28 protein-coding genes and 3 pseudogenes are annotated in these 26,213 nt (G+C 70.2%); 11 read left to right on the forward strand and 20 right to left on the reverse strand.

All coding sequences use genetic code 11. From position 1 onward, the window contains the following. Window positions 1-150: 150 nt before the first annotated feature. Together IE257_RS18325 and IE257_RS18330 are read left to right on the forward strand one after the other, a co-directional pair. The gene (locus IE257_RS18325; protein ID WP_189969875.1) at window positions 151-489 is read left to right on the forward strand and encodes a PadR family transcriptional regulator; all 339 of its coding nucleotides are present in this window, start codon (window positions 151-153) and stop codon (window positions 487-489) included. Next, a complete protein-coding gene (locus IE257_RS18330; RefSeq protein ID WP_189969877.1) occupies window positions 486-1,379 on the forward strand; it encodes a hypothetical protein in 894 nt (297 codons plus the stop codon). Before IE257_RS18325 ends, IE257_RS18330 begins: the two co-directional genes overlap by 4 nt. Window positions 1,380-1,465: 86 nt before the next feature. Here IE257_RS18330 and IE257_RS18335 read toward each other — a convergent pair whose 3' ends face one another. From IE257_RS18335 to IE257_RS18345, 3 genes are all read right to left on the reverse strand, one after another. Further along, window positions 1,466-2,254 (reverse strand): class I SAM-dependent methyltransferase, encoded by a 789-nt coding sequence (locus IE257_RS18335; RefSeq protein ID WP_189969879.1) that lies wholly within the window; start codon window positions 2,252-2,254, stop codon window positions 1,466-1,468. Between the two features lie 246 nt (window positions 2,255-2,500). After that, window positions 2,501-3,325 carry a dienelactone hydrolase family protein gene (locus IE257_RS18340; RefSeq protein WP_189969881.1) on the reverse strand — a complete coding sequence of 275 codons (825 nt, stop codon included), beginning with the start codon at window positions 3,323-3,325 and terminating at the stop codon, window positions 2,501-2,503. A 74-nt stretch (window positions 3,326-3,399) separates the two neighbouring features. After that, window positions 3,400-4,203 carry a hypothetical protein gene (locus IE257_RS18345; RefSeq protein WP_189969883.1) on the reverse strand — a complete coding sequence of 268 codons (804 nt, stop codon included), beginning with the start codon at window positions 4,201-4,203 and terminating at the stop codon, window positions 3,400-3,402. 11 nt (window positions 4,204-4,214) lie between these two features. On the opposite strand from IE257_RS18345, the gene IE257_RS18350 reads away from it, so the two are divergent. Both IE257_RS18350 and IE257_RS18355 read left to right on the forward strand, forming a co-directional pair. Continuing rightward, entirely contained in the window at window positions 4,215-4,505 is a 291-nt protein-coding gene (locus IE257_RS18350) for a hypothetical protein (RefSeq protein WP_189969885.1), read from the forward strand. A 57-nt stretch (window positions 4,506-4,562) separates the two neighbouring features. Then, on the forward strand, window positions 4,563-4,886 hold the full coding sequence (locus tag IE257_RS18355; protein WP_209468397.1) for a hypothetical protein: 324 nt from the start codon (window positions 4,563-4,565) through the stop codon (window positions 4,884-4,886). Between the two features lie 272 nt (window positions 4,887-5,158). On the opposite strand, the gene IE257_RS18360 is transcribed toward IE257_RS18355, so the two are convergent. The 3 genes from IE257_RS18360 to IE257_RS18370 all read right to left on the reverse strand — a co-directional run bounded on the left by IE257_RS18360 (window position 5,159) and on the right by IE257_RS18370 (window position 7,085). Beyond that, window positions 5,159-5,440 (reverse strand): hypothetical protein, encoded by a 282-nt coding sequence (locus IE257_RS18360; RefSeq protein ID WP_189969889.1) that lies wholly within the window; start codon window positions 5,438-5,440, stop codon window positions 5,159-5,161. Between the two features lie 502 nt (window positions 5,441-5,942). Continuing rightward, window positions 5,943-6,587, reverse strand: a complete 645-nt coding sequence (locus IE257_RS18365; protein ID WP_229920476.1) for a DUF1877 domain-containing protein — start codon at window positions 6,585-6,587, stop codon at window positions 5,943-5,945. A 201-nt stretch (window positions 6,588-6,788) separates the two neighbouring features. Continuing rightward, a complete protein-coding gene (locus IE257_RS18370) occupies window positions 6,789-7,085 on the reverse strand; it encodes a hypothetical protein (protein WP_372453074.1) in 297 nt (98 codons plus the stop codon). Window positions 7,086-7,192: 107 nt separating this feature from the next. Between IE257_RS18370 and IE257_RS18375 the strand changes: the two genes are divergently transcribed. Beyond that, window positions 7,193-7,828, forward strand: coding sequence for a hypothetical protein (locus tag IE257_RS18375; protein WP_189969892.1), 636 nt, complete (start codon window positions 7,193-7,195; stop codon window positions 7,826-7,828). On the opposite strand, the pseudogene tpg reads toward IE257_RS18375, so the two are convergent. Together tpg and IE257_RS18385 are read right to left on the reverse strand one after the other, a co-directional pair. Continuing rightward, a pseudogene (gene tpg, locus IE257_RS18380) lies at window positions 7,794-8,351 on the reverse strand (telomere-protecting terminal protein Tpg). The gene IE257_RS18375 and the pseudogene tpg sit on opposite strands and share 35 nt — an antisense overlap. 456 nt (window positions 8,352-8,807) lie before the next feature. Next, window positions 8,808-9,158 carry a DUF4240 domain-containing protein gene (locus IE257_RS18385; RefSeq protein WP_189969894.1) on the reverse strand — a complete coding sequence of 117 codons (351 nt, stop codon included), beginning with the start codon at window positions 9,156-9,158 and terminating at the stop codon, window positions 8,808-8,810. Between the two features lie 261 nt (window positions 9,159-9,419). Here IE257_RS18385 and IE257_RS38430 point away from each other — a divergent pair. Continuing rightward, window positions 9,420-9,598: pseudogene (locus IE257_RS38430) on the forward strand (IS630 family transposase); the annotation flags it as partial. A gap of 195 nt (window positions 9,599-9,793) precedes the next feature. On the opposite strand, the gene IE257_RS18390 reads toward IE257_RS38430, so the two are convergent. Together IE257_RS18390 and IE257_RS18395 are read right to left on the reverse strand one after the other, a co-directional pair. Further along, window positions 9,794-10,600, reverse strand: coding sequence for a hypothetical protein (locus IE257_RS18390; protein ID WP_189969896.1), 807 nt, complete (start codon window positions 10,598-10,600; stop codon window positions 9,794-9,796). Window positions 10,601-10,832: 232 nt separating this feature from the next. Further along, entirely contained in the window at window positions 10,833-11,186 is a 354-nt protein-coding gene (locus tag IE257_RS18395; protein ID WP_189969898.1) for a hypothetical protein, read from the reverse strand. A 492-nt stretch (window positions 11,187-11,678) separates the two neighbouring features. On the opposite strand from IE257_RS18395, the gene IE257_RS18400 reads away from it, so the two are divergent. Together IE257_RS18400 and IE257_RS18405 are read left to right on the forward strand one after the other, a co-directional pair. After that, window positions 11,679-12,068 carry a hypothetical protein gene (locus IE257_RS18400; RefSeq protein ID WP_189969901.1) on the forward strand — a complete coding sequence of 130 codons (390 nt, stop codon included), beginning with the start codon at window positions 11,679-11,681 and terminating at the stop codon, window positions 12,066-12,068. Between the two features lie 951 nt (window positions 12,069-13,019). Continuing rightward, entirely contained in the window at window positions 13,020-13,184 is a 165-nt protein-coding gene (locus tag IE257_RS18405) for a hypothetical protein (protein WP_189969903.1), read from the forward strand. Window positions 13,185-13,244: 60 nt separating this feature from the next. On the opposite strand, the gene IE257_RS18410 is transcribed toward IE257_RS18405, so the two are convergent. From IE257_RS18410 to IE257_RS18430, 5 genes are all read right to left on the reverse strand, one after another. Further along, complete coding sequence (locus IE257_RS18410) at window positions 13,245-17,360, reverse strand: hypothetical protein (RefSeq protein ID WP_189969905.1); 4,116 nt, start codon at window positions 17,358-17,360, stop codon at window positions 13,245-13,247. 301 nt (window positions 17,361-17,661) lie between these two features. After that, a complete protein-coding gene (locus IE257_RS38440; RefSeq protein WP_229920478.1) occupies window positions 17,662-17,814 on the reverse strand; it encodes a hypothetical protein in 153 nt (50 codons plus the stop codon). 93 nt (window positions 17,815-17,907) lie between these two features. Next, on the reverse strand, window positions 17,908-18,144 hold the full coding sequence (locus IE257_RS18420; RefSeq protein WP_189969907.1) for a hypothetical protein: 237 nt from the start codon (window positions 18,142-18,144) through the stop codon (window positions 17,908-17,910). A 115-nt stretch (window positions 18,145-18,259) separates the two neighbouring features. Beyond that, window positions 18,260-18,421 carry a hypothetical protein gene (locus IE257_RS18425; RefSeq protein WP_189969908.1) on the reverse strand — a complete coding sequence of 54 codons (162 nt, stop codon included), beginning with the start codon at window positions 18,419-18,421 and terminating at the stop codon, window positions 18,260-18,262. Window positions 18,422-18,607: 186 nt separating this feature from the next. Next, window positions 18,608-19,846 carry an FAD-dependent oxidoreductase gene (locus tag IE257_RS18430; protein ID WP_189969910.1) on the reverse strand — a complete coding sequence of 413 codons (1,239 nt, stop codon included), beginning with the start codon at window positions 19,844-19,846 and terminating at the stop codon, window positions 18,608-18,610. Window positions 19,847-19,942: 96 nt separating this feature from the next. On the opposite strand from IE257_RS18430, the gene IE257_RS18435 reads away from it, so the two are divergent. Then, the gene (locus IE257_RS18435; RefSeq protein WP_189969912.1) at window positions 19,943-20,959 is read left to right on the forward strand and encodes a helix-turn-helix transcriptional regulator; all 1,017 of its coding nucleotides are present in this window, start codon (window positions 19,943-19,945) and stop codon (window positions 20,957-20,959) included. Between the two features lie 480 nt (window positions 20,960-21,439). Here IE257_RS18435 and IE257_RS39470 read toward each other — a convergent pair. Both IE257_RS39470 and IE257_RS18445 read right to left on the reverse strand, forming a co-directional pair. Continuing rightward, window positions 21,440-21,634, reverse strand: a pseudogene (locus IE257_RS39470) (hypothetical protein); the annotation flags it as partial. A 497-nt stretch (window positions 21,635-22,131) separates the two neighbouring features. After that, window positions 22,132-22,314 (reverse strand): hypothetical protein, encoded by a 183-nt coding sequence (locus tag IE257_RS18445; protein WP_189969914.1) that lies wholly within the window; start codon window positions 22,312-22,314, stop codon window positions 22,132-22,134. A 388-nt stretch (window positions 22,315-22,702) separates the two neighbouring features. On the opposite strand from IE257_RS18445, the gene IE257_RS18450 reads away from it, so the two are divergent. Beyond that, complete coding sequence (locus IE257_RS18450; RefSeq protein ID WP_189969916.1) at window positions 22,703-23,557, forward strand: hypothetical protein; 855 nt, start codon at window positions 22,703-22,705, stop codon at window positions 23,555-23,557. Window positions 23,558-23,773: 216 nt separating this feature from the next. On the opposite strand, the gene IE257_RS38955 is transcribed toward IE257_RS18450, so the two are convergent. Then, the gene (locus IE257_RS38955; RefSeq protein WP_268251413.1) at window positions 23,774-23,899 is read right to left on the reverse strand and encodes a hypothetical protein; all 126 of its coding nucleotides are present in this window, start codon (window positions 23,897-23,899) and stop codon (window positions 23,774-23,776) included. Between the two features lie 426 nt (window positions 23,900-24,325). On the opposite strand from IE257_RS38955, the gene IE257_RS18455 reads away from it, so the two are divergent. Then, the gene (locus tag IE257_RS18455; protein ID WP_189969918.1) at window positions 24,326-24,934 is read left to right on the forward strand and encodes a hypothetical protein; all 609 of its coding nucleotides are present in this window, start codon (window positions 24,326-24,328) and stop codon (window positions 24,932-24,934) included. Window positions 24,935-24,941: 7 nt separating this feature from the next. Here IE257_RS18455 and IE257_RS18460 read toward each other — a convergent pair whose 3' ends face one another. Both IE257_RS18460 and IE257_RS38960 read right to left on the reverse strand, forming a co-directional pair. Beyond that, window positions 24,942-25,889 carry an NmrA/HSCARG family protein gene (locus IE257_RS18460; RefSeq protein ID WP_189969920.1) on the reverse strand — a complete coding sequence of 316 codons (948 nt, stop codon included), beginning with the start codon at window positions 25,887-25,889 and terminating at the stop codon, window positions 24,942-24,944. A gap of 190 nt (window positions 25,890-26,079) precedes the next feature. Continuing rightward, on the reverse strand, window positions 26,080-26,208 hold the full coding sequence (locus IE257_RS38960; protein ID WP_268251414.1) for a hypothetical protein: 129 nt from the start codon (window positions 26,206-26,208) through the stop codon (window positions 26,080-26,082). Window positions 26,209-26,213 lie beyond the last annotated feature (5 nt).

Below are 26,213 nucleotides of genomic sequence, written 5' to 3' on the forward strand. Positions count from 1 at the left end.
CTTCCGCGACGGACGCCGCCGACCGCGGGAACCGGCGGACGTGACGGACGAACGGCCCGAGCCGCGCCCCGGTGCACGGAGGCCCCGGAGCACCGGGGCGCGCTCCTTCGGCCCGGCGTCATATGCCGGTGGGTGACCTACCATGCAGGCATGAGTGATCGTGCGATGCAGGAACCGACCCTCCTCCTCCTCACCGCGCTGGCGGACGAGCCACGCCACGGGTACGCGATCGCCCGCGAGGTGGAGCTGATCTCGGGCGGACGCGTCAAGATGCGCACCGGCACCCTGTACGGGGCCCTGGAGCGGCTGCTGGGCCAGGGGCTGATCGAGGTCCACGAGGAGCAGATCGTCGACAGCCGGCTGCGCCGCACCTACAGCCTCACCGCCGAGGGCCGGCAGAGCCTGGCCGCCGAGGCGCAGCGGATCGCCGCCACCGCACGGGAAGCCGCGCGCCGCCTCGGCGTCTCCGGCGAGACGGCCTCGGCGTGAACCCTCGCCTGCTGCGCCTCTACCCGGCCGGTTTCCGCCGCGCCTTCGGCGACGAGATGGCCGAGGCCTACCGGGAGGCGACCGAGGGCGCCGGCCCGGTCACCCGGGTGCGGGAGGCCGGGGACATCGTGGCGCACGCACTGCGCCTTCGCCTGGGGATCGGGTCAGCGCACCGCGGCGGCCGCCTGTTCGCGGCGGCCGCCCCCTTCGCGCTGGCCGCGACCGGCGCGCACGCCGCCTTCCTGCTCGCCTCGACCCTCAACCTTGCCTACGTCACCGGTCGCCCCGACTTCGAGACCCCGCTCGGGTACGCGATCAACGGCTTCCACGTCCTGACCCTCATCGGTGCGGTGGTGGCGCTGAGCGGGCGTTTCGCCGTCGGCGCGCGGACCACTTTCGCCGGGGCCGCCGGGACCGCGACCTGCCTCGTCATCGCGGTGTTGCCGGGCGCCCTGGACATGCCGCTGGAGCATCTGGCCCATCTGGTGCCACCACTCGCGATCGCCGCCCTGCCGCTGCTCTGCCCTCCGGACCTGCATCCGCCCTGCCGGATCCGGACCACCACGGGGCTGCTGGCGCTGCTGCTCTGGACCCCGCTGTCCGTGGTGCTCCTCGCCCTGCTCGATGCGGGCGGGTTCGGCATGATCGTGCTGTGGCGCTTCGCCGTGACCGTGCTGGCCGCCCTGGCTCTGGCGGGCCGCCCGGCCCTGTCCGGCATCCGCACCACCGGCCGGTTCGCCCTGGCCTCGGCCCCGTTCCTGGTCCTGGGCCACTTCGCGGGGGTGGTGGGCGAGGACACGGCGCTGCCGTGCCTGGCCCTGCTCGCGGCCACGGCGCTGGCCCTGCGCCTGTGGCGTCGTAGGCGCTCGAACACGGCCGGCCACGCCTGAGCCGACGGCCGGGTCGGCTGTCGGTCGGCGGTCGGCGGTCGGCGGTCGGCGGTCGGCGGTCGGCGGTCGGCGGTCGGCCGACGGGGTCAGACCTCGGCCCCGGCAGCGGTGATACGGATCTTGGACTGGCCGTGGCCGAGCTCCTCCCAGTCGTCCATCAAGCGCGCCGAAAGCCCGTGCGCGGCGGCGAGGTCGACGAGGGTCTGGGTGCGGTAGTAGAAGTCCTCGCGCAGCACCTGGTGTTCGGTGCCGGTGGTGCGGTCGAAGGTGAAGTCGAAGTGGCCGCCGGGCGCGAGCACGCGGCCCACGTGGGCGAAGCACTCCTCGATGACGTCGATCGGCGAGTGCGAGAAGACGCTGTGGGCGTGGACGACGTCGAAGTAGCCGTCCGGGAGGAAGTCCAGCGTCAGGTTCCTGGTGATGGTCAGGTGCGGCACCTTCGCCTGGAGGCCGCGCTCGGTCAGGGTCCGCTTGGCCGCGATGAGGATGTCGGGCGAGATGTCGATGCCGTAGTAGTGGCCGGCGTCGAGGTAGTCGATGAAGCGCCAGCCGGCACGGAGGTTGCCGCATCCGATGTCCAGCATGCGCGCCCCGGGCTTCAGGCCGTGCCCGAGCAGGTAGTCGAACTGCATCTGCCCGAGGGCGAGCCAGCGTTCGTGGGTCTGGCTGCCGACCGCGGCCTCGGGGTTGCGGCGGGTGTCCGAGGCCATCACGGCCCGGTAGTAGCTGACGTGGTCGGGGTGCTTGAAGGCCAGCCACCGGTCGCGGGCGGCCCGCTTGAGGTACGGGGCGATGCGGTGGGGGCGGCTCGCGGCGTAGCGGACCTTGTGGACGAGGGATTCCCGGTTCGCGGTGAGGTTCTTCCTGGTGGCCATGAGCACTCCGTCTCGATCGCAACGTGACGTCCCGACGGCAGGCAGGAGCGACTGCCGCCGGGAAGGATCTTCAGATCACACCATACGTCGGTGACCGACATATACAAACCACTGGAGTGTTCAGGGAAGCAGAAGGCGCCACGCGGCGTACGGAGAGTTCGCGCTATGGAAGTTGTGGTGATATCGACCAGATTGCCACTGTGTGCCCCACTGGTCCACGCAACGCGCCCGAGGTGTGACCTGTCGTCAGCCGCAACCCAGCAGCCGGTTGCGGAACAGGTCGAGGACCGTGTCCAGCGCCTGCCGCGTGGGCTGCCCGGGTTCGTCGATGAGATGTTCCGTCAGGACGGAGTGCGGCGCGAGGGCACTCTGCGGGTTCGCCGCGCCGGCGTCCAGTTCCACGGCGACGAAGGCATCGCCGAGTTCGCGCCGCAGGTGCGCGAAGCGGTCGCCGGGCGAGAGCCGGTCGCCCCGGAAACGCAGCCCCAGCACCTGGAGCCCGTCGCGCTCGCAGCGGCCCCGGACGACCGCGAGGTCCTCGGGGCTGATGTCGATGGCCCCGGCGCGGCTCGCGGTGCAGGGCAGCGGCAGCGACGGTTGGGACAGCACCGGCGCGACGAGGCGCTCGTCCGTGGCCATGGCCAGCGCGAATCCGCCGGTCAGGCACATGCCGACGGCGCCGACCCCGGGGCCGCCGCAGCGCTCGTGCTCGGCGGCGGCCAGGGCGCGCAGCCACCGTACGACGCGCGAACTCCGACCGGTGGCCAGCACCGTGAACTCGCGGCTCACGCACACCTGCCACATCGACGCCGCCATGTAGCGGCCGGCGCTCGGCCACCCGACGGCGCCGGGGTTCGCGTCGCGGCCGGGTTCGCCGAAGAGTACGGGGAGCACGGCCGTGCAGCCGGTCGCCGCCACGTGCTCGGCGAACTCGATGACCTTGGGGGTGATGCCCGGGATCTCGGCCATGACGATCACGGCCGGACCCGTGCCCCGGCGCAGGATCCGGCGGGTGGCGCCGTCATGGGTGAACGTGCTCGTCTCGAACCCGCTCAGGTCGTGGTCTGCCACGCGCCCGGCTCCTTCCGGCGGCCCTCTCGGGCGACATCTTGTTACCGATAGGTAGTCCCTGCGGCGCCGCGTGGTCAAGGGGTTGCCGCCGGTTCGCCGGTGTCCCCGTTCCGCCCGGACGGCGGAGTGCGCCGGGCGGCCGGGCTGCGGCGGGGTGAGGCTGGCGTGAAGAACGCGGTGCCCGGCCGGCCGCGCGTTCCGCCGCTGCCACGCTGGGTGACATCCAGCAGATAGTCGAACACCCGCACCCGCTCCCCGGCCTGCTGAAGCAGCGCGGTGGTCGCCCGGCGTGGCCTCGTCGCCCACGCCCATGCCTCATCCAGCGATTCGGGCCGCAGACGCTCGCCACCGTGTTTCTCCAAGTAGTGCTCATGAACGGCCTCAACGGGCGTGCGGAGTAGCGACGCTGCGTGCCCCGCCCGCCTGATCTCCACAGCGGCCGTCACCAGAGCAGCGGCCCGAGGATGTCCGGGAGCGTGCGCGCTGGGGTTGGGGCTCCAGGCGTTCTGCCAGAGCCTGAGCAGTTCAGGGCCTGCCGCAAGGTACTCGGGGAGACCGTATTCGCTTCCCAGCGTGAGCGCTCTCTCTATTCGCGGGTCCCACACGCGCAGCCTGGCCCGGTCGGTCTCGGCGGCGCTGAACAGCCGGGGAAGGTAGATACGGTGAGCTTGGTGGAGCAGGTCCGCTGCCTGTTTCGGGGCGCCGCGCGCGTCGTCCTCGCCGGTCAGCAGGGCTTCCTCAGCCGTCCGCAGGGTGGCCAGGACGACCCGGTGATGACCGTCGTTGTTCAGTCGTCGCCCGATGTCCTCGCGCCGCAGCCCGCCGCCCCGCCCGCATCGCCTCCCACGCCGATCGGGACTTCCCCGCTCTCGAATCACCCACCAGCAGTATGACTCTGAACACCGCCACCGAACAGCTGATCTGCCTGCTGTCCCAGCACCCCGTCGACTGGAGCCCGCCTCGATTTCGCCGTACCCAGCACACCGCCACCCGCCTGGCACAGTGGCGCATCTGGTACGAGCAGGACCACCCATCCCTGCAAACCATCGCCGACCAGGAAAGGACCAGCTTCGCCACCGTCCGACTCGTGCTCCTCAAGAACGGCATCCGACTACGCCCCGCCGGGTCCTACCCAGGCCGCCAAGGAGAAGGTGGCCTACGACAGCGACCACAGTGGTGACCTGGGACATGAACCGCGAGTTCCTGCACCCGTCATCATGGGCTGGTGACGACATGGATGCGGTGCTGGTGGGACGAGGAAGACGTCTGGTTCTACTTCGAGGTCGACGCCGACGGCTGGGTGACCCGGCAGATCGAGCTCCAGGGCCCTGCTCTGACTCCGATCGCAGCCGCCTCCCTCGCCGAATGGCAGCAGGCCTCCGACACAAACCGGCTCGACGAGTACGACAACAGATTCGGCATCACAGCAGAACTGCCCGTCTCCGAGTGGGAAGGTCACCATCCGGAGCAGCTGACTTCCGACGAATTCGAGGAGGTCTGGGACTCCGCCCGGCGGCAGATCGTAGCCCTGTCGCCGGGACCGCTCGCTGAGGACAGATAGTCACTTGCCGTGCCCGCCCGGCCAGCTCGATCATGAAGTCTCGATCGAGGAGGCTGCGTGGGATTGTTCCTGTTACCTGGGAATGGTGACCTCACCAACCCAGACATCAGCTGGTCCCATTCAGGTTTCAAGGCCTTCCGCCAGCACTTGGCGCAGGCTGAGAGTTTCTCGCTGCCGAAAATGTGGGGCTTCGGGACTCTGTCGGGGATATCTTGTGGTGCTCCTTCAAGGGCAGGGGCGGCGAGTCACTTCGCAGCCCGTTCTGCCGGCGCTTACTCAAGACGGAGAAGTTCTTCGGCGGAACAGTCGGAATCAGGGTCTTCTACCAGGCAGAGATTGAGTCCTCGCTCGTCCCGCCGGACCAGAGCCGACAAAAGACAGGAGTCCTTCGGATCGTCGATGCGCAGGGAGACGGTGTCGCCGCTGGTGAGCGCACCGTCAGCGAAGGAGAAACCCGCGTCGTTCGGCGAGCTGAAGAAGCTCCAGCGTCCGGTTGCAGCGTCCGGGCACGATGTGCCTCCCAACATTGCACTGGTCAGGCTTTCCCCCGTCATACCGCGGTCCGCCCGCAAATGCAGAAGAGCGCCGCCTGGACTACTCCACTCGCCCGCAAGCGCCGACTGATCAACGCGAGCCGCGTCTCCACCCGCATCGGTGCAAGCAACGCAGGCCCACGCCAACGTAGCGACCAGAGCCGACCACCATCTCACTGAAGTGCTCATCCCCATCCCACCCCCACATCCGCCCGTATGAACGCGTTCAGAATAGACGGCAGGCTCAGACGATCTCACAGTGGGAGGTCGCTGTCGCAGGGTCATGGGCCCAGGAGTACGCGTTGGCGCGGCCACGGGTGCGTCGCCGAGCCGGCGGACGTACCGGCCGTGCACCCGCCACGACGGCATACCGCATCCCGGGCATCTCACCGGCAGCGTCTGACACCCCGCACGAAGCGCGATGACCCCGGCCGTTCGCTTGATCGACTCGACGACAACACCGGACAGATGCGGCAATAACCGCCCCAACACCCCTGAACCGCACACCCGGAGACTGCCCAGCTCAGCCCTGCGACATCACAAGATCCCCGACAGAGCCCGCAATTCCCCAGGTGCTGACGTGAGCCGACTGGAGGGGACGCCCTGTGTCAGTCCCACCACAGCACGAGAAGAAGGTGCCGTTGGGAGGCGTCACGGTAGAACTCTCGCAGGGCATGAAGTGTCCGAGCAGGTACTTCCTCAGGCCGCCGACGATCCTGTCCGCCCCATCGCCGATCAAGGAAGCCGCCTCTGTTTCGCCGGTCGGCAGGGCGGCCAGGAGGGCGGGAAAGTCGATCTGCCAGAGCAGTTCCGAGACGCGAGCCACTTGAGCCGCGGAGAGGGCCGTGGGAGCGGATCCGGAGGGACCGATGGAATGAGGGTGCGTGTTGAGGAAGCCGAGGTCGATTGCAGTATCGCCCGCGGTGGACTGCCGCAGAGCGTTCAGGTGGACGTCATCGAGACCTCCCACTTCGCAGATCCGTTCGAGCATAGTCGGCGCCCAGTCCAGGTCCAGGATGTCCGCCGAAGACGGATCCCAGTGAGGATTTCCATCCAGTGACTCGCCAGCTGACTGGCGGCAGGAGGCGAGATACTCCGCTGGGATGCGGGCAAGTTGTTGAGTGACCCGGCCTACCTGCGGGGCCAGCTCATCGTTCGCGTTGGCCAAGCGCATCATCCCCTCCCGGTGAGTGACACCGGCCGGGTCGGTGTACCCGTGGGAAAGGGTGAAGGGGAACTCCTGGGGGCTGCTGAAAGGCTCATGACTACTCCCACATCGACGAAGTACAGCACCAGAACCTGAGCGGCCGGCCGACCGCCGAGAGCGGGGCAGGGGCCAGGTGCGGGCCCGGTTCGCCCGCAGCGGCCATCACGGGGCTGGCTCGTAGACGACGGTGGTGTTCGGGCAGTCCTCCGCGACGCCGAGAAGGGCCTGGCGCTCGGTCTCGTCGGCGGCCAGGTCCCAGCGCAGCTTGGTGCCCACCCACTTGGCCACGTACTCGCAGTGGTAGCCGGCGGCCGGGGGCAGCCGCTCTGCCGGATCCCGGTCCGCCTTGCTCCTGTTCGAGGCTGCGGAGACCGCGGTCAGCGTGTCCGGGCTGTTCTGGTCGTTCGCGTACGCCTCACGCCGTGCCGCACGCCATCGGGTACCTTCCGGGCTCTTCAACTCGACTGGCGGGGAGCGTCATTCCAAGCAAGCGATATTCGGAAGGCTTCGGCGTCAGCGAGCCGCAGGGTTGGCGCGGCAAGACAGTTTGGTAGCAGGGGAGAAGCGTGCGGTCTGAGGAACTTGTGGGGTGGGAGCGGTACTTCCCGATCCGGTATCTCCTGGTGCGGGAGGACATCGGTGGTGAAGAGAAGGGCGTGCTGTGGGGGCGGTGCGCAGAGGTCGAGGGCCTGTTCATCGACGCGCCTCCGTTGCCGCGAGAGGTCCTGACGCTGCGCGGCTGCCCGCGTGAGAGTCTGCTGGTCCAGGCTGTGGCGGACAGCGCCGAACCGGTGCGGCTGCTGGCGGACGGAATGCTCTCAATCGAGCCTGTGGATCACTCGAACGACGGGCCGGCCCGCTTCTGGGACCTGGAGGACACGACTGTCCTGGCCCACTGGCCCACGCCGGGCGATCCCGGGCGCGTGGACATCGTCGTGGGCACCGGCGTCAGGGAGGACGACTTCTGGGGCGGCAAGCGGCTGCCTTCGAGTCCGCGGTTCGACCTGTGGTTCCCCTCGATCCGGGGGGACAGCCCATCGGGCGGTTGCCGTTCCATTGACGGCCTGTTCACCCCGCGCCCGGGGCGCACTGATACGGGTGTGAGTCGCACCCGGACAGAGTGCTCGCGTCCGGGTGCGGCGCTGCCGGTGTGCCCGGCGGCGGGGTTCAGAAGGAGACGTCGAAGTAGTCGATGTCGGTGAACTCGACCCGGAGCTGGTCGGCCCGGGTTGTTCCGCCGTCCTTGAAGTAGATCTCCTGCAGTCCCTCGGCGACGATCGCGCGCAGTTCGCGGTCGGCGGCACCCTGGGCGCGGGCGTCGAACAGGCGCTTCGCGTACGCGGCGGGCAGGTGGACGGTGAGGCGTCGGACACGGCCGTCGTCGGTGGTGCCGACGGGGGCGGTGTATCCGAACCGGGCCCGTGTCTCGACCGTGATGCCGGTGCTGGTGGCGGCCTCCTTGCGGCGGCGGCCACGCACCACGGGCTGCCAGCGGGCCCGTACGGCTGTGTCAATGCGGTCCGCGACCGGCCTGGGCGGGGTCTTCCGGTCGCCCTTGCGATAGCGCTCCACCGACCGCTGACTGACCCCGAGCTCCGCGGCGACGGCCTTGGTCGTCTTGAGCCGCTTCACCAGGAAGTTGATCCGGCCCTGCAGGGTCTAGGGCGGCTCTTTGGTGAAGGCCTCCTGGTCGGCGCGGACGATGGTGTCCTCGATCTCTCCCACAGCGGTTCAGCTCCTCAACAAGGGGGTCCAGGTAGCACCGCCCCGTTGTAAGCGACGGCCAGGCGCCCTCGTACGGAAACGGGAACACGGCCTCCGGTACGAGGGTGACCTTCCGCAAGGTGGCGGTCAGGCCGGTGTAGGGATCGAGCCCCTCGAACACCGGCAGCCACCACGGCTTCGCCAGCAGCCCGGTGGCCCGGACCCGGGTGAGCGGAGATCGCCGGAAGGTACCGGCGTCGGCGGCCCGCTCCTGCCCGTCGGCGTGCAGCGCACCGAGGAACTCCTCCGACCAGGGGGTTGGTGAGCATCCACAGGTCGGTTCCCCACAGCGGGCGGCCCGTCGCAGCGTCCTGAAGGACACTGCCCATGATGCCCAGCACCACGATGCAGGCGTCCCGGGTCCGGTCCTCGAACACCGGCGGCACCCCCGCGTACGGCAGAGGGTTCCCGGTCTCATCAGTGTTTGTATGCCCGGTCCGGGGTGTAGAGCAGGGGCTCGGCCCAGATGAGGTCGATGGCGTAAGGAGTGAAGGCCGAAGGGTCCTGGAGGACTCTGTCGAATTCGGTGCGGCCGGCGGCGACGACCGCGGCACGGGTGTAGAGGAAGGCGTCATCGGACAGGTCGTGTCCGTACTCCTTGCGGTCCAGCCGGTAGAGCGCCCATGACAGTTGTTCGGCAAAGCCGATGACCAGAGACAACGGGGACTGGGCAAGCCGCTTGGTGAGCGTGGCTGCAAGGGCTTCGGCGTCCGGGTCAGGTCGTGGGCCGCAGTCCTCGATGAGCTGCCAGAAGGCGTCTTCGTTCATGCTGGCGAGCTTGCCGCAGTGGTCTGACAGTCCTGGCTCTGGGTCACCAGTTTGCTGCGGCTGTGAGAAGGACGCGTTTGCGGAGCAGGGGAAGCTTGGCTCGTCCGAACATCTGGCATTTGACCATCTTGATGTGATTTACGCGGCACGCCCGAATCTTCTCCAGCTCAGCCGGATCCACGCCGAGGTCCGCCGCGAGGGCGAAGGCGACCTCGAGGACGCCCGCGAGCTCCTCGGGGCCTCTGTCTTATCCGCCGCTATGTCGAAGGCGTGTGGGCACACACGTCAAACGCAGCCTCGCCAACCTCGCCGTCATGGCACTCGACCGACTCGAAACCCTCGTCCGCAACCGACTCAAACGCCTTCAGTACCGGCCCCACACCCTCGACGGCTTCATAACCGGCACCGGTCTCTCCCTCGACACCCCAACCTCACCTTGAAACGCCGAAGTCAGTAAGGAGATCCACCGCATGACGGAATTGCCGGCCCCCGCCGGCCTCACCATCGTCGGCGCTCCGGGCGTCGGAACGCCGTCAAGTGACTGTAGTGCTCGATCAGGCAAAGTTCTTGACCGGCGCCCGGGCGTCGTCGAAGAAGCGCTGGGCGGGCCTCCGGTGACGTGGAGGGGCGACCCGTCAGGCGCATTCCACTGCGGTTCCTACCGGCGTCCACTCTGACGGCCCCCGGTCGCCAACCGCCCGAACTTGGAAGCACTGCTTGACCGTCCGGTCGAGGCCAGACCACACGTGACGGGTTGTATTCGGCGGCAAGCTCACGATCTTTTCGAGATTTGCATTGCGGACTTCATACCTGGTTTCGTTGGTGGCGTTATCAACCCACTCCAAGGCCACGGACTTCTTGCATTCGACCTCGAACGCTGCGCAGAGGAGGCGATTGGGGACCACCGAGGCGACCACGTTCGAAGGCTCACGCGGTCGTCCCACGTCAGCTCCGATGCGATGGGTCACAGCCACACGCGCACTGGCAGTATCGGGCGAGAAGGGATTCTTGTTCTCTGCGCGCAACACCCAAGTCGTCTCCCTGTTCGCGGCGATGGTTCGGGACCTGGCAAGGTCGGCCGCGTCAAGGTCATCATTGTTGCATTCTGACTCTTCGTTCAGGTATAGCGCGGGATATATGTAGACCGTTTCATCGCGATTGAGCCGCAGCTGGACGGACAGAGTTCCATTGGTCTGACCACGCACGCAGAGCTCGGCGACGACTGGCCACACCGTCGGGTCGTCGTGTGTAAGGTTGAATTCTTGGCTGAAAGTCTCCTGCCTGCCAAACGGTGGGCCCGCGAGCCAACCGCCGCCATCGGTTACAGATATCGACCCTTCGACCCCGACAGTGTGAGTGTTAGCTGCTGCAGCGGGCTCCGTCACAATGAACGGGACCGGAGCCATCAGAACTGCAGCCGCTATAACGTGGCCAAGTTTCATCTCAAAACCTCGTCGATCTTGCAGCGCGCCAACGGGCACCGCGCACACCTAACGAAATTCCGTGGAGTCGCCGTACTGTCAGAGTCTCACTGCAGCAATTACTGTGCATCTCGGGAGCATGGCCCCCGGGCCCGGCACAAATAATTCTGAACGGTAGTTGAATGGCGCAGGAAAACGGTGCGACCCCCACTGGGCTTAAGGGGTGCACACGTCGTGGCGCAGTACCTGGAACTCATCGCTGGAAGGAGAGGACCTGCGGGCCTTCGGGGGCAAAGAAGCGTGCGCCGACGTTGTCAGGCGGGTTGAGGTGGACCAGCGCGGTGAACCACGGGCCGGCCGCGCCAGGATCCTTCAGCTTCAGCAGCGAGGCGTAGGCGAAGAGGATCCGGTGGGCGGGGCGGTTGTCGGTATCGCCGTAGAGGAGGACGTCGTGGAACGGCTGAGGCAGGGACTGCTGGAGTACGCAGACGCCGGCGGCCGCCCACGCCAGCGCCTCGTCCTCAGCCGGACGCTCCCGTTGCGCGGTCCGGGGGTGCTTCGGGTGAACACCGTCAGATAGGCGCTGACGGGGAGGACGCCACTCCATCGCCGGGGCCCGGCCTGGCGTCCAGCAGCGGCGACCATCAACTGCCCGTCTTCGCTGTCACGTGGAGATGGGGCCGTGGTCGGCGGCGGTCTGGGCCAGTGCGGGGAGGGGTGGGGCTGTCGGCGGTGGATCGCCACGTGAGGGCCCAGTGGATGGTGGAGGCGTCGGGAATGGGGAGGATGACATGCCGGGGGGACTGTTGTAGCGGGCGGCGATCTCGCTCAGCGGGTGGACACCCTGTCCGGAGGGACCAGAGAGAATCTCGTGGAACGCCCGCGCGGGACGGCGGCCGAGCGGCGTACGCGTGGGGACCATGGCCGCGATCCAGCACTCGGGGGCGTCGGAGCCGAGAACCCACAGGTCAATGCCTTCCCGGAACAGCACCTCCACCTGGAAAGTGGTCGTAGCCGGCCCAGCTCCCGCCTCGGATACCGTGTTCCTCTACGGGGTGCCATAACGGATGTGACGCCCCCCACCGGAGGTAGTCAGCATATGAGTTCAAAGCGCAGCAAGAATCCAGCCCTGCCCGTACTTGACGACGCATTCCGACTCGCGTCGGTCAAGGACGCCGAAGAGTCCACCCGTGACTTGGCCGCGCGGCTGGCCACCACCGAGCTGCGACGCGTTTCCCACCCGGGCCGGGTCACCTGGGAGCCCACCGATCAGGCCGAGCCCGTACCGGTCCCGCCGACTGTGGTCGACGGTGACGGGGACCTGTGGCTGCGGGACCGGGTCACCGGCACCTGGACCATGCCCGAGTTCAACCCGAAGGAGTTCCCGGCCCGCTGTGGCGAGGTTCTGACCTGGAACCAGCTTGCCCGCGAGTTCGGCCCGCTGACCGCACTGGCCGACGACCGCCGCATCGGCGGCGGCCGGCGCTGACCGCGCAACCTTCTGGGATGACCGCGCCCCTGAAGCGCCCGTTACGGGTAGCTGGGAGCCCCAGCTCACCGCCGAGCTCGACGATGGCGGCGAGCAGGTGAGGTGGTGGTCGGTCACGATGTCTCCATGTTGCAGCCGGATACGTCGTCGCCGTCCGTGGGGTCGGGGTGGAAGAAGCGGGTGTAGCGGAGTCCGTCCAGCCTGAGGCGTACGACCCGAAACTCGACGTCGACTTCACCCGGCTCCGCAACAGGACCTGCGCGCCGAGGGCTTCGGGACCGCGTCCTGACCGGGCAAGGCCCCCGTGGCGGTGCGGTCAGGGCGAGCCCCCGTGCACATGCTCTCCCAGGGCGTCATCCCTGCAGATCGCTATGTGACGGGCGGCCGCCGCCTCGTAGTCCCGTTACGACAGATGACGGGCGAAGAAGGTCCCCACCCGGCTCCGTACCTCGGCGAGTGTCACTGCAGGATCGCCGGTGCCGATGAGGGCGGCTCGTGCTGTCGCTGTTCGCGGATCTCGTGGCCCTCGGCCTGGAGCTGGGTGACCGCGGCGCCGATGTACCGCGTGGTCCAGAGCACGATGGCGTTGAGGACAGTCGACCGTTGCCCTGGCCGTATGCCCGGCCGCGGGCGCCCCTGCGGCCGACAGGTCGGTGCACGGATCCCGCCGCCGGGGTGCAACTCCAACACCGGCCCCACCTCGTCGCCGTGCTGGGCGCACGAACGGGCACCACCCGCCGCAGTCGTGCCGCCTGCACACGCACCCCTCACCCGCCCCGACACGGGCGACACCGTGGCGTACCAGCCCGCCTCGTGCACCTGACGCGGCGGTGCCGCGCAGGCCGGCCGGCCACGCCAGCGTGAGGTGCCAGGCGGAGCGTCGGAGACGACCGTCGCACGTGAGTACTTCTACGGATAGCCTGCCGCCGCCGAGATCAGCAGGATGGTTCCGTGACTGATCACGAGGGTTGGCCCCAGGTTCCCGTGCGACCCGCCCGCGACCATCGGGCCCTAGAAAAAGTGATGAAGGCGGTCCTCATCGTGGCGGCCGTAGCCGGTGCGCTCCTGCTGCTCTACATGGCCTTGTTCATTGGCATCTTCGTCATGGCCAGTTGACCGTGGCACCACTTGTTCCGTACCCGTCCTGGCGGCCACCCTCCGATGGGCCCTGACGAATCAGCGCGCGTTGCACCATCGCCTGTCCTCCCAGGCGCGGGTGAACCGCTCGTGCGCGGGTGCCGGGACCGCAGCGGGGGCTTCCGCCGGGGCGGCGGGTTTGGGGCGCGGGGCCTTCGCGGCGGTCAACTCCTTGCGGACGGCGCGGTGGTGATCAATGGACCAGGAGTTCCAGCGGCGGACGGTGCGGTCGGCCGGGCGGTCGAAAGCGTGCAGCTGGAGCTGGAGGGCGGCCGCGTCACGGCTGACACCGAGAGCCGCCGCCACCTCGTCCACCAGATCCGGGACGCTGAACAGCGGGTTGCTCTCGTACTGGCCTGGCGGAACGGGGGTGGTGGCGGACCGGTCCGCCAGCTTGCGCAGAGCGGTGAGCAGATCGGCGGGCAGGTGCGTGAGCCCGCCGAGCAGGAGGCGGGCACCCTGCGCCGCAGGGTCTTCTACCGGGCGCTCGGCGAGAGCCCAGGCGACAGCGGTGGCGGCGGCCTGTATGCCGTCGGCCTCCAGAGGGTTCTCGAGGCGGCCGGTGAGCAGGGCCGTGGCCCAGATCTCCGGGAGTCCGTGGTCCGCGGCGAGGGCAGCGGCATGGCTGCCGTCGTCGGTGTACGGGGCGCCACCGAGCAGCTGGACCCAGGCCACCGCCATGCGTTCCGCGGCCGCGGTCATCCCGCCGGGGGCCCAGAGCTCCGCCGGGTCGCCGGGCAGAGCGGCGGCGAGCGCGGCGCGTCGGCCGTCCGGACCGAGCCGCCGCTGGAACTCGTCGTACGCGTAGAGGGTGTTCTGGTCGGCCTTGTACGGCTTGGAGCGGACCAGCTTGCGGTGCGCACCGTAGTCGTCGCTGCCGGCAAATCCGTCGAGGACCAGGGCGGCGATCGGGCGCGGCACCCCGGTGCGCCAGCGGAACAGGTCCACGGCCTCCTCGGGCACTGGCAGCGGGCCCCGTTCGGCGAGCAGGGCCAGCAGGCGGGGGAGCCGGGCGGCGTCGTCGGCGGCGATGGTGTGCGTGGCGCACTCCTCGGCATCGGTGGGGACCGGATCGGCTGATCGCTGGAGGAAGGGGGCGAGGCCGCTGCGGTCCGGGCCGGAGGCCACGGCGAAACCGTCCGCGCGCAGTGCGGCGATCCCATGCTCCGGGGCCCGGCCGGTCCGCCAGGAGCTGTCGGCCTCCGCGAACGGCTGCCGGCTCCACACGCCGAGCAGTGCCGCGAGCGCCTGTCGCTGCTCGTCGGGGGTGGCCGCGACGACGGTCCGCCATGCCACTGCATCGATCCGGCCGGTCAGCACCGCCCACTCGGAGGGCGGCGCGGGCAGGGCGAGCACCCGCACCTCGTCGTCGATCTCACCGCGCAGGTACCGGCCGTCAGCGGCGACCGAGGTGAGCAGGGCGGGCTGCGGCTGCGGCTGCCGTTCCTCGTAGCCGCGGAACTGGGGCAGCAGGCCGTGGAGGGCCGGGACGAGCCGGTTGTCCGGCGCCGGGTCGGGCAGGTCGACGACCGGACCGGCCCGCATGACGGCGACCCGGTGGGACAGCTCCTGGCGGCGGCGCAGCACGTCGGCGGCGAGCCGGACGGCGCGGTCGACGCCCTCCTGCACCCGCGGGTCGGTCACTCCCGGCAGAGCGCGCCCGATGCCCTGGTGCAGCAGCTCGCGCACCGCACTGTCCGTGACCGTCCGCAGGACACGGGACGAGGGCTCGTCGCGCGGGGTGAGGAAGTGCCAGAAGGCAGGGGGCGGCACCGGCCCGGCCAGTTCGCCCAAGGTGGCCCGGCTCCGGGTCCTGTGGCGGCTGCCGGGGAAGCCCTGGACCTGCCAGAGCAACGAGTTGTCGCCAGCGGCATGGCAGCGGACGGTGGTCCCTCCGGTCAGGACGGCGTCCTCACCGCCGAGCGGCAGGGCAAGGATTCCCCACGGGCGACGGCCCCAGGTGTTGCTGCGGTAGGAGGCGGTACGGCCGTCGATGGACTCCAGCACGAACTCGCGGGGCGAGGGACCCGCGTACGGCGTGTGGTAGTCGACCCGGCAGCCGGTGAGTGCGCCGTCCTGGCCGAGCGGGGAGGGCGGGGCGCCGGGAGGCAGTGCGGCGAGGATCCGGTGGTCGGGGAAGGGCTTCGTGCCGGGCGGGGACCGGTCGGGGTCGTGGAAGGCGGGCAGAGTGCGGTCGGCGGTGGGAACGCCGGTGGCCGGGTCGATGCGGGCCCAGCCGCCTTGGTCCTCGCTGAACACCGAGGTGGTCCAGAAGGTGTGGCCGTCGGTCATCTGGTAGTCGCGGTGGCCGATGCCCTCACGTCCGCCGGCTCGCAGGACGCGCTCGCCGTCGAACCGGCCGCCCCCGTCCGGGGTTTCGAACTGGTAGCCGAGGCCACCCTGGATGCTGCCGCCGTAGGGGCGCAGCCCGTACGTCTGCTCCGGTGCGAACCTCTCGCCGGGGTGGTCGGACCAGTAGGCGGTGGCACCGGGGTTCTCCTGGTGCTGCTCGTTCCAGGCGACGAGGAACTGGCCACCGACCCAGTGCACGGTGTGGCCGAGTGCGCCGTCGGGCAGTTCCAGGGTGTGCTCTGCGCGCAGCCCGGCGTGGTCGACGGCGAGGGCGCGGGTCTCGCCGTACACGGTGAGCACCGGCCAGGTGCAGGTGACGTGCACGGTTTCGCCGGGCCGGAACGCGGCGAGGGCCTGGTCCAGTGCGGGCCAGCCCAGCTCCTCGGGGAGCCCGGCCCGCAGGGCGCGGGCCAGCGGGCCGGTGAGGTCGAGTGCGTCGAGGGCCTTCTCGATGCCGTCCAGGGCGATGGCGGTGGGCCGGTCGAGGAGACCTTGCAGCTCGTCGACGGCCTCGTCGGCGGCGGCGAGTCCCCCGCCGCGCAGGGCGTCGAGCAGCTTCTCGACGCGGGCGTGGACCTCGGCCGTGATGCCCGGATTGTGCGGGAGCCGGCTGATGGCAGTGCCGCTGATCGCAGTGCCGCCACGGGTGCGGAGCCCGGCGTGCACGGTGCCTTCCAGCCGGGGGCCGAACACCGCGTCGGTGGCGAGTGCCTTGAGGTCGCGCTGGGAGTGCTCACCCCAGAACTCCAGGCTGATCGCAGCACCGGGGTCGTGGACGGGGATGCCCTCGGCGAGGCAGAGGTCGAGGAGGTCGGCATCCAGATGCGGCCAGCGGTAGCGGTCCTCGTGCAGCCGGACCGGGGTGCCGTGCGCGCGCAGCAGCGGAGCGAACCGGCCCACCAGGTCGAAGAGTTCTGCGGGCATGGGCTGGCGGGTCACCCCACCGCCGCCGACCGTGCGGTGCGAGTATGCGGCGGCGTACCGGCGCAGCCAGTCGCCCAGGCCGCCCTCCGGGGCGATCCGCCCGGCCGCGGCCGCGTCGGCGGCACCGCACGCGATGAGCAGTCGCAGCCAGGCAGCCGCGTCGTTCTTCGACTCGGGAAACAGGTCGAGGAGGGCGGTGGCCTGCTCGTCGGCGGGCGGGTGGTCGCGGAGCGGGCCGGCTGCCGCGTCGAGCAGCCGGTCGGGTATGGCCTTGCCGCAGGCTGCGGCCAGTACCCCGCCCAGCACCCGTGCCTCCTCCTCGCTGCCGAGCCCGGCCGCACGGGCCGAGTCCCGGACCCGGCGGGCCAGATCGGCGGGAAGCTCGCCGGGTGACGCCGCCCAGGCGCTCAGCAGGCGGACGAACTCGTGGTGCGCGTCGACCGGGTCGAGGACACCGGCCAACCAGGTCGCCGCACCGCTGAGTTCACTGGCGGGCAGGGCGCCGAACCGGGCGAACAGCAGCTGATTCGCCCGCCGCCAGTCGGGATCGACCGGCATAGCGTGGGTGCGCTCGGCCGCGCGCGCCTGCGCGTAGGCGCGGGCGGCGGAGCGGCGATGCGTCTCCAGCATCCAATGACCGATGGTGTCCCAGAACCAGGGCAGGTGGGCGGTCGGCAGGCCCCGGGCCAGGCGCTCCGCGTCGTCCACGAACCGTCCGGGCTTCTCCCAGGCACGGTGCCGGCTGCTGCCCGCCCGTTCCAGCGTGTCGCGGGCGTCGGTTGCGACGCCCGGCCCCTGAGTACGTGCCCAGTCAGCGTACGTCTCGGAGATGCGGTGATTGGCTGGGATCGGGACGGGAGTTCCGGTGTGGCTGGTCATACGTGTGATCTTGCCAGGCGGTTCTGACAGGGCTGTTCACGAGTGCCTCTGATCAGGCATGCATGAAGCCCTTGAAGAGCTGGGCGGGCCGTTACGGCCTTGCCTGCAACCGAGGCCCGAGGGCCCTTCCAGCGCCCGGATGGCGCGTGATGAGTAGGCGCGGTGAGCTGCGGTTTTGTCGGCCCAGGTGGCTGTTCTCGTTCAGTGGCTTCGGAGCGGAGAGCAACCCGACGGCCGCAACGTGCAGCCGACACAGCAGCGTCCCGGACCCGAGCGGATCCGGGGCGCTGCTGTTCGGTGTTCAGGCTTCGATGTACGCCACGATCGTGATGGTCCGCAGAGCGGTCACGTAGTAGATGACGCGTACCTCGTCGATCTCGTCCGCGTAGTCGCGCAGCAGGGTTCCGGGGACTTCGGTGCCCAGTCGGGGGTTGACGCTGATGGCGACGATCACGCGGTCAAGGCGGTGTGTCTCGTTCGCGGTCAGTTTGGTGAGCTGGGTGAGTGCGGGCTCGACCAGACGACGCGCGAGCGGCGTCCGGCGGGTTCAGGCGACACGGGGCTGCTCGTCCACGAGGCGGGCGAGGTGGGCGTCGCGGGCGGTCTCCCACAGGACGCCGGTCTCCGGGGCGGGGTAGCCGCGGGCGGCGATGTCCTCCAGAACAGAGGCGAGGACGTCGACCTTCGCCCGCTGTTCGGCCGCGTACGCGAGGACGGACGCGGCGGCATGCTCGTCGAGGGGCAGGCGTTCGGGCACGTGCGCGGTGGCCGGCTGCTGACTCATCCGGGACTCCTGCACTGTCATCTGGCGTGGTGTCACCACGGTATCGCCCAGCCCGCGGACCGGGATCCGATCCGCCGAAACCGAAAAGCCAACAAGACCGCTGTTGTGCGTGGCGTTACCCGTCCTGCGCGGTGAGGAGCAGGACCAGAGCCTTGGAGCGAATCGTCCCGAGTGCGGCGGCCACCGCCTCGGCCGGCATACCGTCGTCAGGGATGGCGCCGGCGGTCTCCCGGCTCACCCGGGCGGCGATCCGCTCCAGCACTCCGGCGGCGCGCACGCGGCCAGCCGTTCAGGCAGCGACACGATGGCATCGCGGACGCTGGACAGGTGCGCGGCCCATTCCGCGAGCGGCCCCGCGAGGTCCACGTCCGCCTCGTACAAGGGCCCGTGCTCGTGCGCGTGCGCGACCCCTTGTTGCAGGGCATGGGCGTCGCGGTTGCAGGGCGTGGGCGTCGCGCCCTCGTCAGTGACGTAGCCGGGCGGCTGCGGCCAGAATCGGGGTGCTCACGACGGTGGCTGCGGCGCCGAGTGTGGTGTCGGTGGCCAGGATCCATCGGACGGTCTTCATGGCCAGGGTGAGGACTTCGCTGCCGCGCCGGCGCATGCCGGCCTCGAAATGGTCCACGGCGTCGGTGAGGGTGGCGGTGCCGTCGGCGGCGGCGCTGACGTGCGTGAGCAGGCTGGCGGCGTCGCGGATGGCCGCGCCCGCTCCCATTCCGGCGGTGGGCGGTGTGGCGTGGACAGCGTCGCCCAGCGCGGTGATACGACCCGCACGCCACGGCGCGAGATCCTCCGCGCGGGTGGAAGCGGCGTTGAAGCGGAATCCGGCCACGCTGTGCGGGTCGGCTCGGGCGATGACCTCGAGTGTGTGCTCGGCCCAGCCCCGCTCGAGGAATCGGCCGAGCAGCGCGGCCTTCAGTTCGCCGCCATGCAGGTCGCGCAGGGAATCGGTGCTGGTGGATTCGGGGAACATGGCGCCCCAGATGTAGGTGGGTCCGGTGGTGACCGACATCCGCAACTCGGGAGCGTCGAGCGCGGTGTTGCCGACCGGGTCAAGGAAGCCGATGTAGAGCGCTCCTCCGCGCGGGCCGATCGCCAGCCCCGATCGTGGTCCAAGTCGCTGATGCTCGCCCGGGCCGAGGTCTCGCCGGAGGGTGCGGCCGGAGAATCCGATGATGCCCGCCGGGTTGTTGGTCGGGCCTCCTGCAAGGTGGTGGGCGACTACCGAGTGGGTGCCGTCCGCGCCCACCACCAGATCCGCTGAGACCGGCGCCCCGTCGGTGAACAGCACTCGGGGCGCGCCGTGGTCATCGTGGCCGACGCCGGACACGTTGCATCCCAAGTGCAGGTCATCTCCGGCGGCTTCGGCCAGCAGCATCCGCAGGGTGATCCGGTCGACGTCGATACTTGCACTGTCGCTGAGGTCCGGCCCGTGGCCCAGCAGCCGGCCGCGGCGATCCCAGAACGCGTCGCGCTCGCGCAGTCGCAGCGCCGAACCCGATGCCAGCAGCCGCTGCATGATCTTCGGTTCCACCAGATCTTTTAACGCCAACTGCGCCCGCTCATCCAGGGTGATGTGGTAGCCGCCCGTCGCCGCCACATCGGTGTCCCGGTCGAATACCGCCACCTCAAACCCCCGGCGACGCAGCCCCGCCCCCAGTGCAAGCCCGCCGATCCCGCCACCCACCACGACTACCCGCATACCCGACACCGCCCTTTCCGCCGCCGCTCACTGAACAGAGCCCACCCTGACACCGGTAGTGGACACCGAGTGGCCACTACCGGTCATGATGGGACGATGGCGAACACCTCACACCGGGCGTTGCGGCTGTTGTCTCTGCTCGGATCAGGACGGCTGTGGTCGCTGCGCGAGCTCGCCACCCGGCTCGGGACCAGCGAACGCACTGCCCGCCGCGACATCGAAACCTTGCGCGCGCTCGACTACCCGATCGCTACCGTCCACGGCCCCGACGGCGGCTACCGGCTCGGAGCCGGGCGAACCCTGCCGCCGTTGCTGTTCGACCACGACCAGGCCCTCGCGGTCGCGGTGGCCCTGCAGACCGCGCCAAGCACGATGTTCGGCCTGAGGGACGACGCGGCGCGGGCACTGGCGGCTCTGCACCAGGTCATGCCCCCTGCGCTGCGGGCATCCATGGAATCCCTGCGCCTGACTCGGCTGCAGAACTATTGGGAGTTCCCCGCGCCCCCCATCGACCCGGCCGCCCTCACCGCCGTCGGAACCGCGGTACGCCACCGCCACCTACTCGTCACCGAGACACTGCGTCCCGACGGCACACGCCCCGAACCCAGTGACCCCGACTACCTGCCCGCCCACCGCATTGAGCCACACCACCTGGTCTTCTGGGCCGCCCGGTGGTATCTGGTCGCCTACGACCTCACCGACAATGAATGGCGAGTGCGCCGCGTCGATCGACTGCACCCCCGCCCCACCACGCAGTGCTTCGCCGCCCGCGCGCTTCCCCACCCCGACCTCGCCCACTTCGTGATGAGCACCCATGACCGCGGCGACACCCCCGCCGTCTGGCAATGCAACGGCACCGCCCGGCTCAACCTGCCCGCTCACATCGTGGCCCGCTGGGCACCGGGCGGGTCCGTCGTGGAACACCTCGACGCCGACTACTGTCGGCTCACTCTCGGCGCCTGGTCCTGGGCCGGCATCGCCGGCATCCTCGCCACCTTCGACACCGAACTCACCGACCTCCACCCACCCGAACTCGTCCACGCATGCCGCCGTCTCACACGCCGATGGGCCACCATTGCCGACACCGAGAACCTCGGTCCTTCTCATAAATGAGTGGTTCCGAGAGACCACGCCCCTCGGGGAACCGTGTCCGGTACCTCAGGGACATTCACGCCCGGGTGCATCTCACCGACGTGATCCCCCAGGCCCGAGCCATCGCCAGGTCCTGCCGCCCGCCCTCGAGGACGAGTTCACCGAGGGCTCCGCACTACACGCACCGGGCGTACGTCACCGCGCCTGGGGTGCGCATCCGCCATGGAGGATCGAGTTGACCGGGACGCCCTCCCTCGGCCGGGGGAGACCTCGCCAGCGGTGCGGCGGCGGATCACAGTGTGGAGCATGTCGTCGGTGATGACGGGCGGGCGGTCGCCGTGCTTGCCCCTTGCGGGCGGCGGTGTCGAGTTCTTCGAGGGTGGACTCGCGGATGTTCTCCCGCTCGGTCTCTGCCATCGCGGCGACGAACGCGAACCGCAGCCGGCCCGGTCCGCTCGGGTCGTGCATTCCGGGCAGGGGTCCGGCGAGCCGTCCCGGCGGCACCACGATCTCCACCTTCGCCGCCGACCCCGCCTCCTCCCGCCGGGCCTCCATCTGGCGCCATGCCGCGTCCAGGCCGCAGGTCAGGCCGTCCAGGTGCTGCTCGATGGGCTCGGTCAGGCTCAGGCCGGCCAGCACGTCCTCGCGCACCGCCTCCCACCGAGCGCCGTCCAGCAGCCGGGCCCTCGGATCCGACGACCCTTGCCCGCCGGGGCTGCCACGAGGAGCAGCGGCGCTGCGGTCGTCTTCTCCTCTGTGATCAACACACCAGCACCGTCAGCACGTCCCCAACGCGGTCCTACAAAGCCCCGGATCGCGACCGGACCGGACTTCTGCGGTTCCGCCGGACCATCGCCGCCGTTCCGTGCCCCGGGCAGCCAGGAGCGTGGAATAGTGCGGGCCATGACGGACGATCTCGTGGTGTTCGTCCCCGGAATATTCGGCAGCGAGCTGGTCGACGCATCGGGGCGGGCGGTGTGGGGGTTACGGAACTGGGCGGCCCTGGCATTCTTACGGAAGCGAGGACTGCCCGCACTGCCGTCCGGGCTGGGTGACGGCGCGCCCGGGGACGGTATCCGGCCCGGCCGACTCATGGTGGCCCCATGGCCTGCCTTCGGGCTACTTCCAAGCCCGTACGACCAGCTCCACAGGCGTCTGGGGAAGCAGTTCGGCAACGGGGTCCGGTACTTCACCTACGACTGGCGGCTCTCCCACCGGCACAGCGCACGGCTGTTGGCCGAGGCGGTCGAGCGCTGGCTGGCGCAGTGGCGGCGGGCGGGGCACCCGGGGGCCGCCTCCACGAGGACGTCCTCCAGCTCGACGACCCGATCGACCGGGCCGCCGCCATCCAGCTGCGCAGCCTGCGCCCGCACCATCCGCTGGTGTTCTTCAACGCGTGCCGCAGTGCCGGGGATCCTCGTCCCCGGTCCCGGTCCCCGCTGGAGGCGGTCGTGGCGCGGATCGTGCGGCCGTCTGCGAGGACGACGACGGCGGAGTCGTACGGGTGGTCGAGGGCGGCGACCAGGTAGCCCTGGCTGGCCAGCTCCTCCGCCCAGGCGGCTGCACCTCCCAGGCCCGGTCGTCGACCGGTAGCCAGCCGAACAGCAGGCGCATGTCCGCGATGCTGCGCGTGGATGGGAGCTGTCCCACGCCTCGGCGGCGCCGGAACTTTTCCGGTTCCTGGCCCTCTCGCCGCCAACCTCCAGCGGTGGCACCATGAGCCCAGACGGTGCCGACGCTCGGTACCGATTTCCTGGGGTCAACATGAACATTCGGCTCCCACTCGCCCGACTCACCCACTTCTTCGTGACAGCCGCGTTGGGTGCGCTGACCGCCTGCGGTGGCTCCAGCGGGCAATCGCCCCCGCAGGAATCCCCGTCCGTCGTGCCGGGCACGTCCTCGGCGCTCTCCCCGGCTCCGACCGCACCCAGCACGCCCGGTACCACCCCCGGTACGCCCGCACCGACTACCTTCGGGCCCGACGGCGGCATGCCGCCCCTCGGCTCGGCGCTCCTGCAGCCCGTGTGGCCGTTCCCCACGCTCGCCCAAGCCCAGGCATGGCAAAGGGAATTCCGCTCCGGGGGCCACCAGCCCTGGCATCTCGACCCGGAGCAGACCGCTCTCTCCTTCACCCAGGGCTACCTCGGCTTCAAGGATGTCGGCCGAGTCTCCTCGCGCACCGTCACTGGCCGCGAGGCCCGGATCGGCGTGGGCCTGAGCCTGCCCCCGGGCACCGAGGGTTACAGGAGCACGGTCGCGGTCATCCACCTCGTACGGTACGGCGCCGACCCGGACGCCCCGTGGGAGGTCGTGGGCACCGACGACACGACGTTTTCGCTGACCACGCCCGCTTACGGATCGGTCGTGCGCTCCCCGGTGCGGACCGGCGGCCGGATCAGCGGTGTGGACGAGAGCATCCGCATGGACGTGCGCCAGCCCTCGTCCACGGCCCCGATCGGCACCTCCTGCTGCATTCCGGCCGGCGGAAGCGCGCAACCCTGGAATGCGACCGTATCGTTCACCGGCGCCCGTGACCCGGTCCTGACCATCGTCGCGTCCACCGGCGGGCACATCTCCGATGTAGAGCGCTTCACGGTCACGGCGGTGCGAACCGGCTGACGCGGGACGCGAGCGGGCCGGTTTCCCGGTCGGGGGCCGGGCCGGGCCGCTCGCAGAGCGGATGGTCGCCGAGGGCCGGAGAGCGAACCGAGTCGCCTGTCTCGGACTCCTTGGAGCGATCACCGTTGAGCGGCGCTCCGTCTGGTCCCCGCCAGTCCCCACTGGTGCTTGGGGGCCACTCGGCTGCGGGCCGGGCCCTGCCCGCGTTGGCCGGGCTCAGTGGGCGGCTCCGGGGTTGCCATTGATGCCGGGCTTGCGAGCGTTGACGTCGATCTGGGCGCTGCCGGGGCCGGCTGTTCCGCCGGTTCCGGTGGCCTTGTCGTTGCCGAGGTCGGAGGTCACCGTGGCGGTGCTGCCGGTTCCGCTGATAACGCCGCGTCCGGTGACACTCCGCCGGACTCGCCCGGCCCCAGGACCAGGACCCGGTACTGCGCCCACCCCGGTGCTGCCGGAACCCTGCCCTTGAGGCAGGCCACAGACTCCGTACGCGCCGAAGACGCGGCCCGCGCCAACACGGACGGTCAATGCGTGGTCGCCGCACGGCACGGTCGCCGAGGTGCACGTGCGCGGCCCCGATGGGCTGGCCCTCAGCCTCGGCCCCGAGCAGTACCTACGCCTGGAGGTCTGCTACGGCATCCGTCCCGACGGCACCGCCCACCACCTCGGCCTCGATCTGCGCGAAGGTGGGGCCGACCGGCTCACCACCGTGATCTCCACGCTGGACACGGCGGCGGTGAACTTCAACGCCGTCGTCATCACGCCCAACGGGTGGACCTCAGCAGGCACCAACTGCGGGCCGGCCGGATCGACTTCCGCTTCGACGACTTCGCCGGCCCCGGCGGCCAGGACTTCTCCAACATCAGCTACATCATCCTCGTCTTCCCGACCGGCGGTGCTCTGACACTGGAGAGCATCGAGACGCGCCGCCGCCTCCCCCTGGACCAGGCGCTCTTGCGCTGGCACCCCACCACGCCCGAAACCGCCAAGCTCGCCGTTCACGCCGGACTCGTCCGACCCGGCCGGATCGTGTTCTTCAGGGGAGACGAGCACGACCCGGGCCGGCATTTCCTCGGCAGGACCGACCTCGCCCAGATCGACAGCACCCGTGTCTACGACTGCACGACCGGGGCGATCGAGCGCATACCCTCCCCTGAGGTCGCCGCGGGACAGCCCCCGGCCGACCTGTTCTGCTGCGGTCACGCCCAACTGGCCGACGGCCGACTTCTCGTGGCCGGCGGGACCGGGGGCAGCCGGGCGACCGCGCTCGACGCGCTCGCGCGGCCCGGCACGACAGCGTGCACCGTGTGCGACGCGGCCGAGGCTTTGCTGCCGATCCTCGCCCACGGCCAGGGCGACGTGCCGGGCCACGGCGACTGATCACGGGTCAGCTCCAGTCGAACCTGTCCCGGTGTCCGGCCAGCCAGGTCGCGAAATCCTGGAGGGCCGGGTTGAGGGCGCGGACGGCATCCAGGTCGCGGGCGCCGGTGAAGCGGGTCTCGCAGTCGGCGTAGAACTGGAACATGTTGCTGACCTCGTCGGCGCCGGGGAATCCGAGGTCGCGGTAGGCGTCCGGGGTCAGCGGTCGGTAGCGCACGGGCCGGCCGAGCGACTCGGCGAGCGCGGCGGCCATGTCGGCGACGGGCAGGTGTTCGCCCGCGATGCTGACGGTCGCTGCGATGAGATCGGTGCCGCGCTTGAAGATGGCGGCCGCGGTCCTGCCGATGTCCTCCACCCCGATGCCTGACAGCCGGTGCTCGCCCATGGGGAAGATCAGCTCGTACGCGCCGTCCTCGGCGCGCTGCGGGGCGAACACGCCGAACAGGTTCTCCCAGTAGAAGGTGGTGCGCAGGAAGGTGGTCGGTACGCCGGCGTCCATGAAGTAGTGGTCGGCCTCCGCCTTGCCGTCGAAGTGCGGGACCTTGTACGAGCCCTGCAGCGTGGGCATCCGGTCGTCGTCGAGCGGGATGCAGTCGCGGGTGTCCTCAAGGGTGGACCAGATGGCGTGCTGGACCCCCGCGTGCCCGGCCGCCTGGGCCAGTGCCGCCGCCTGGGCCTGCTCGTGCGCGGCGTCCATGTCCTCCCAGAAGTTGGTCACCAGGTAGGCCGCATAGGCCCCTTCGAAGGCCGGAGCCAGGCTCGCCTCGTCGTCCATGTCGGCCCGGACCATCTCGGCCCCGAGCCGCTCCAGCTCCCGGGCCCGGTCCGAGTCCGGATCGCGTGTGACCGCGCGCACCGAGAAGCCGCTGTCCGGGTCCTCGAGGAGCGCCCGTGCGACCGACCCGCCCTGCTGCCCGGTCGCGCCGAACACCGTCACGGTCTGCTTCTCGGCCATCTCCGCCACCCGCTCCCGCACACTGCGTCCCGCACCCGCTCGCTCCCGGGCACATTTCGCTACGGAACCTACGGCGACGGGCGGAGCCCGACCGGCAGGTACACGCCGACCCCGCCCGTATGGACGTACGCAGGGTACGGATCACCAACCACACGGCAGATCTCCCCCGATGCGGTGAAGGCCTACTGTCTCAGGGGTGCAGCGGGGCCGTCAGGGGCGCGCTGCGGGTCTTGTGCGGCACGGTGGCGGCATGCGTCGCCGGTACCTTCCCCTGCTCCTTGCCGCGCTCCTCGCCGCCTCGGGATGCGTCACCGTCCACCCCGT

The sequence above is a fragment of the Streptomyces avidinii genome (assembly GCF_014650695.1).
GTDB classification, from domain to species: Bacteria; Actinomycetota; Actinomycetes; order Streptomycetales; family Streptomycetaceae; genus Streptomyces; species Streptomyces avidinii.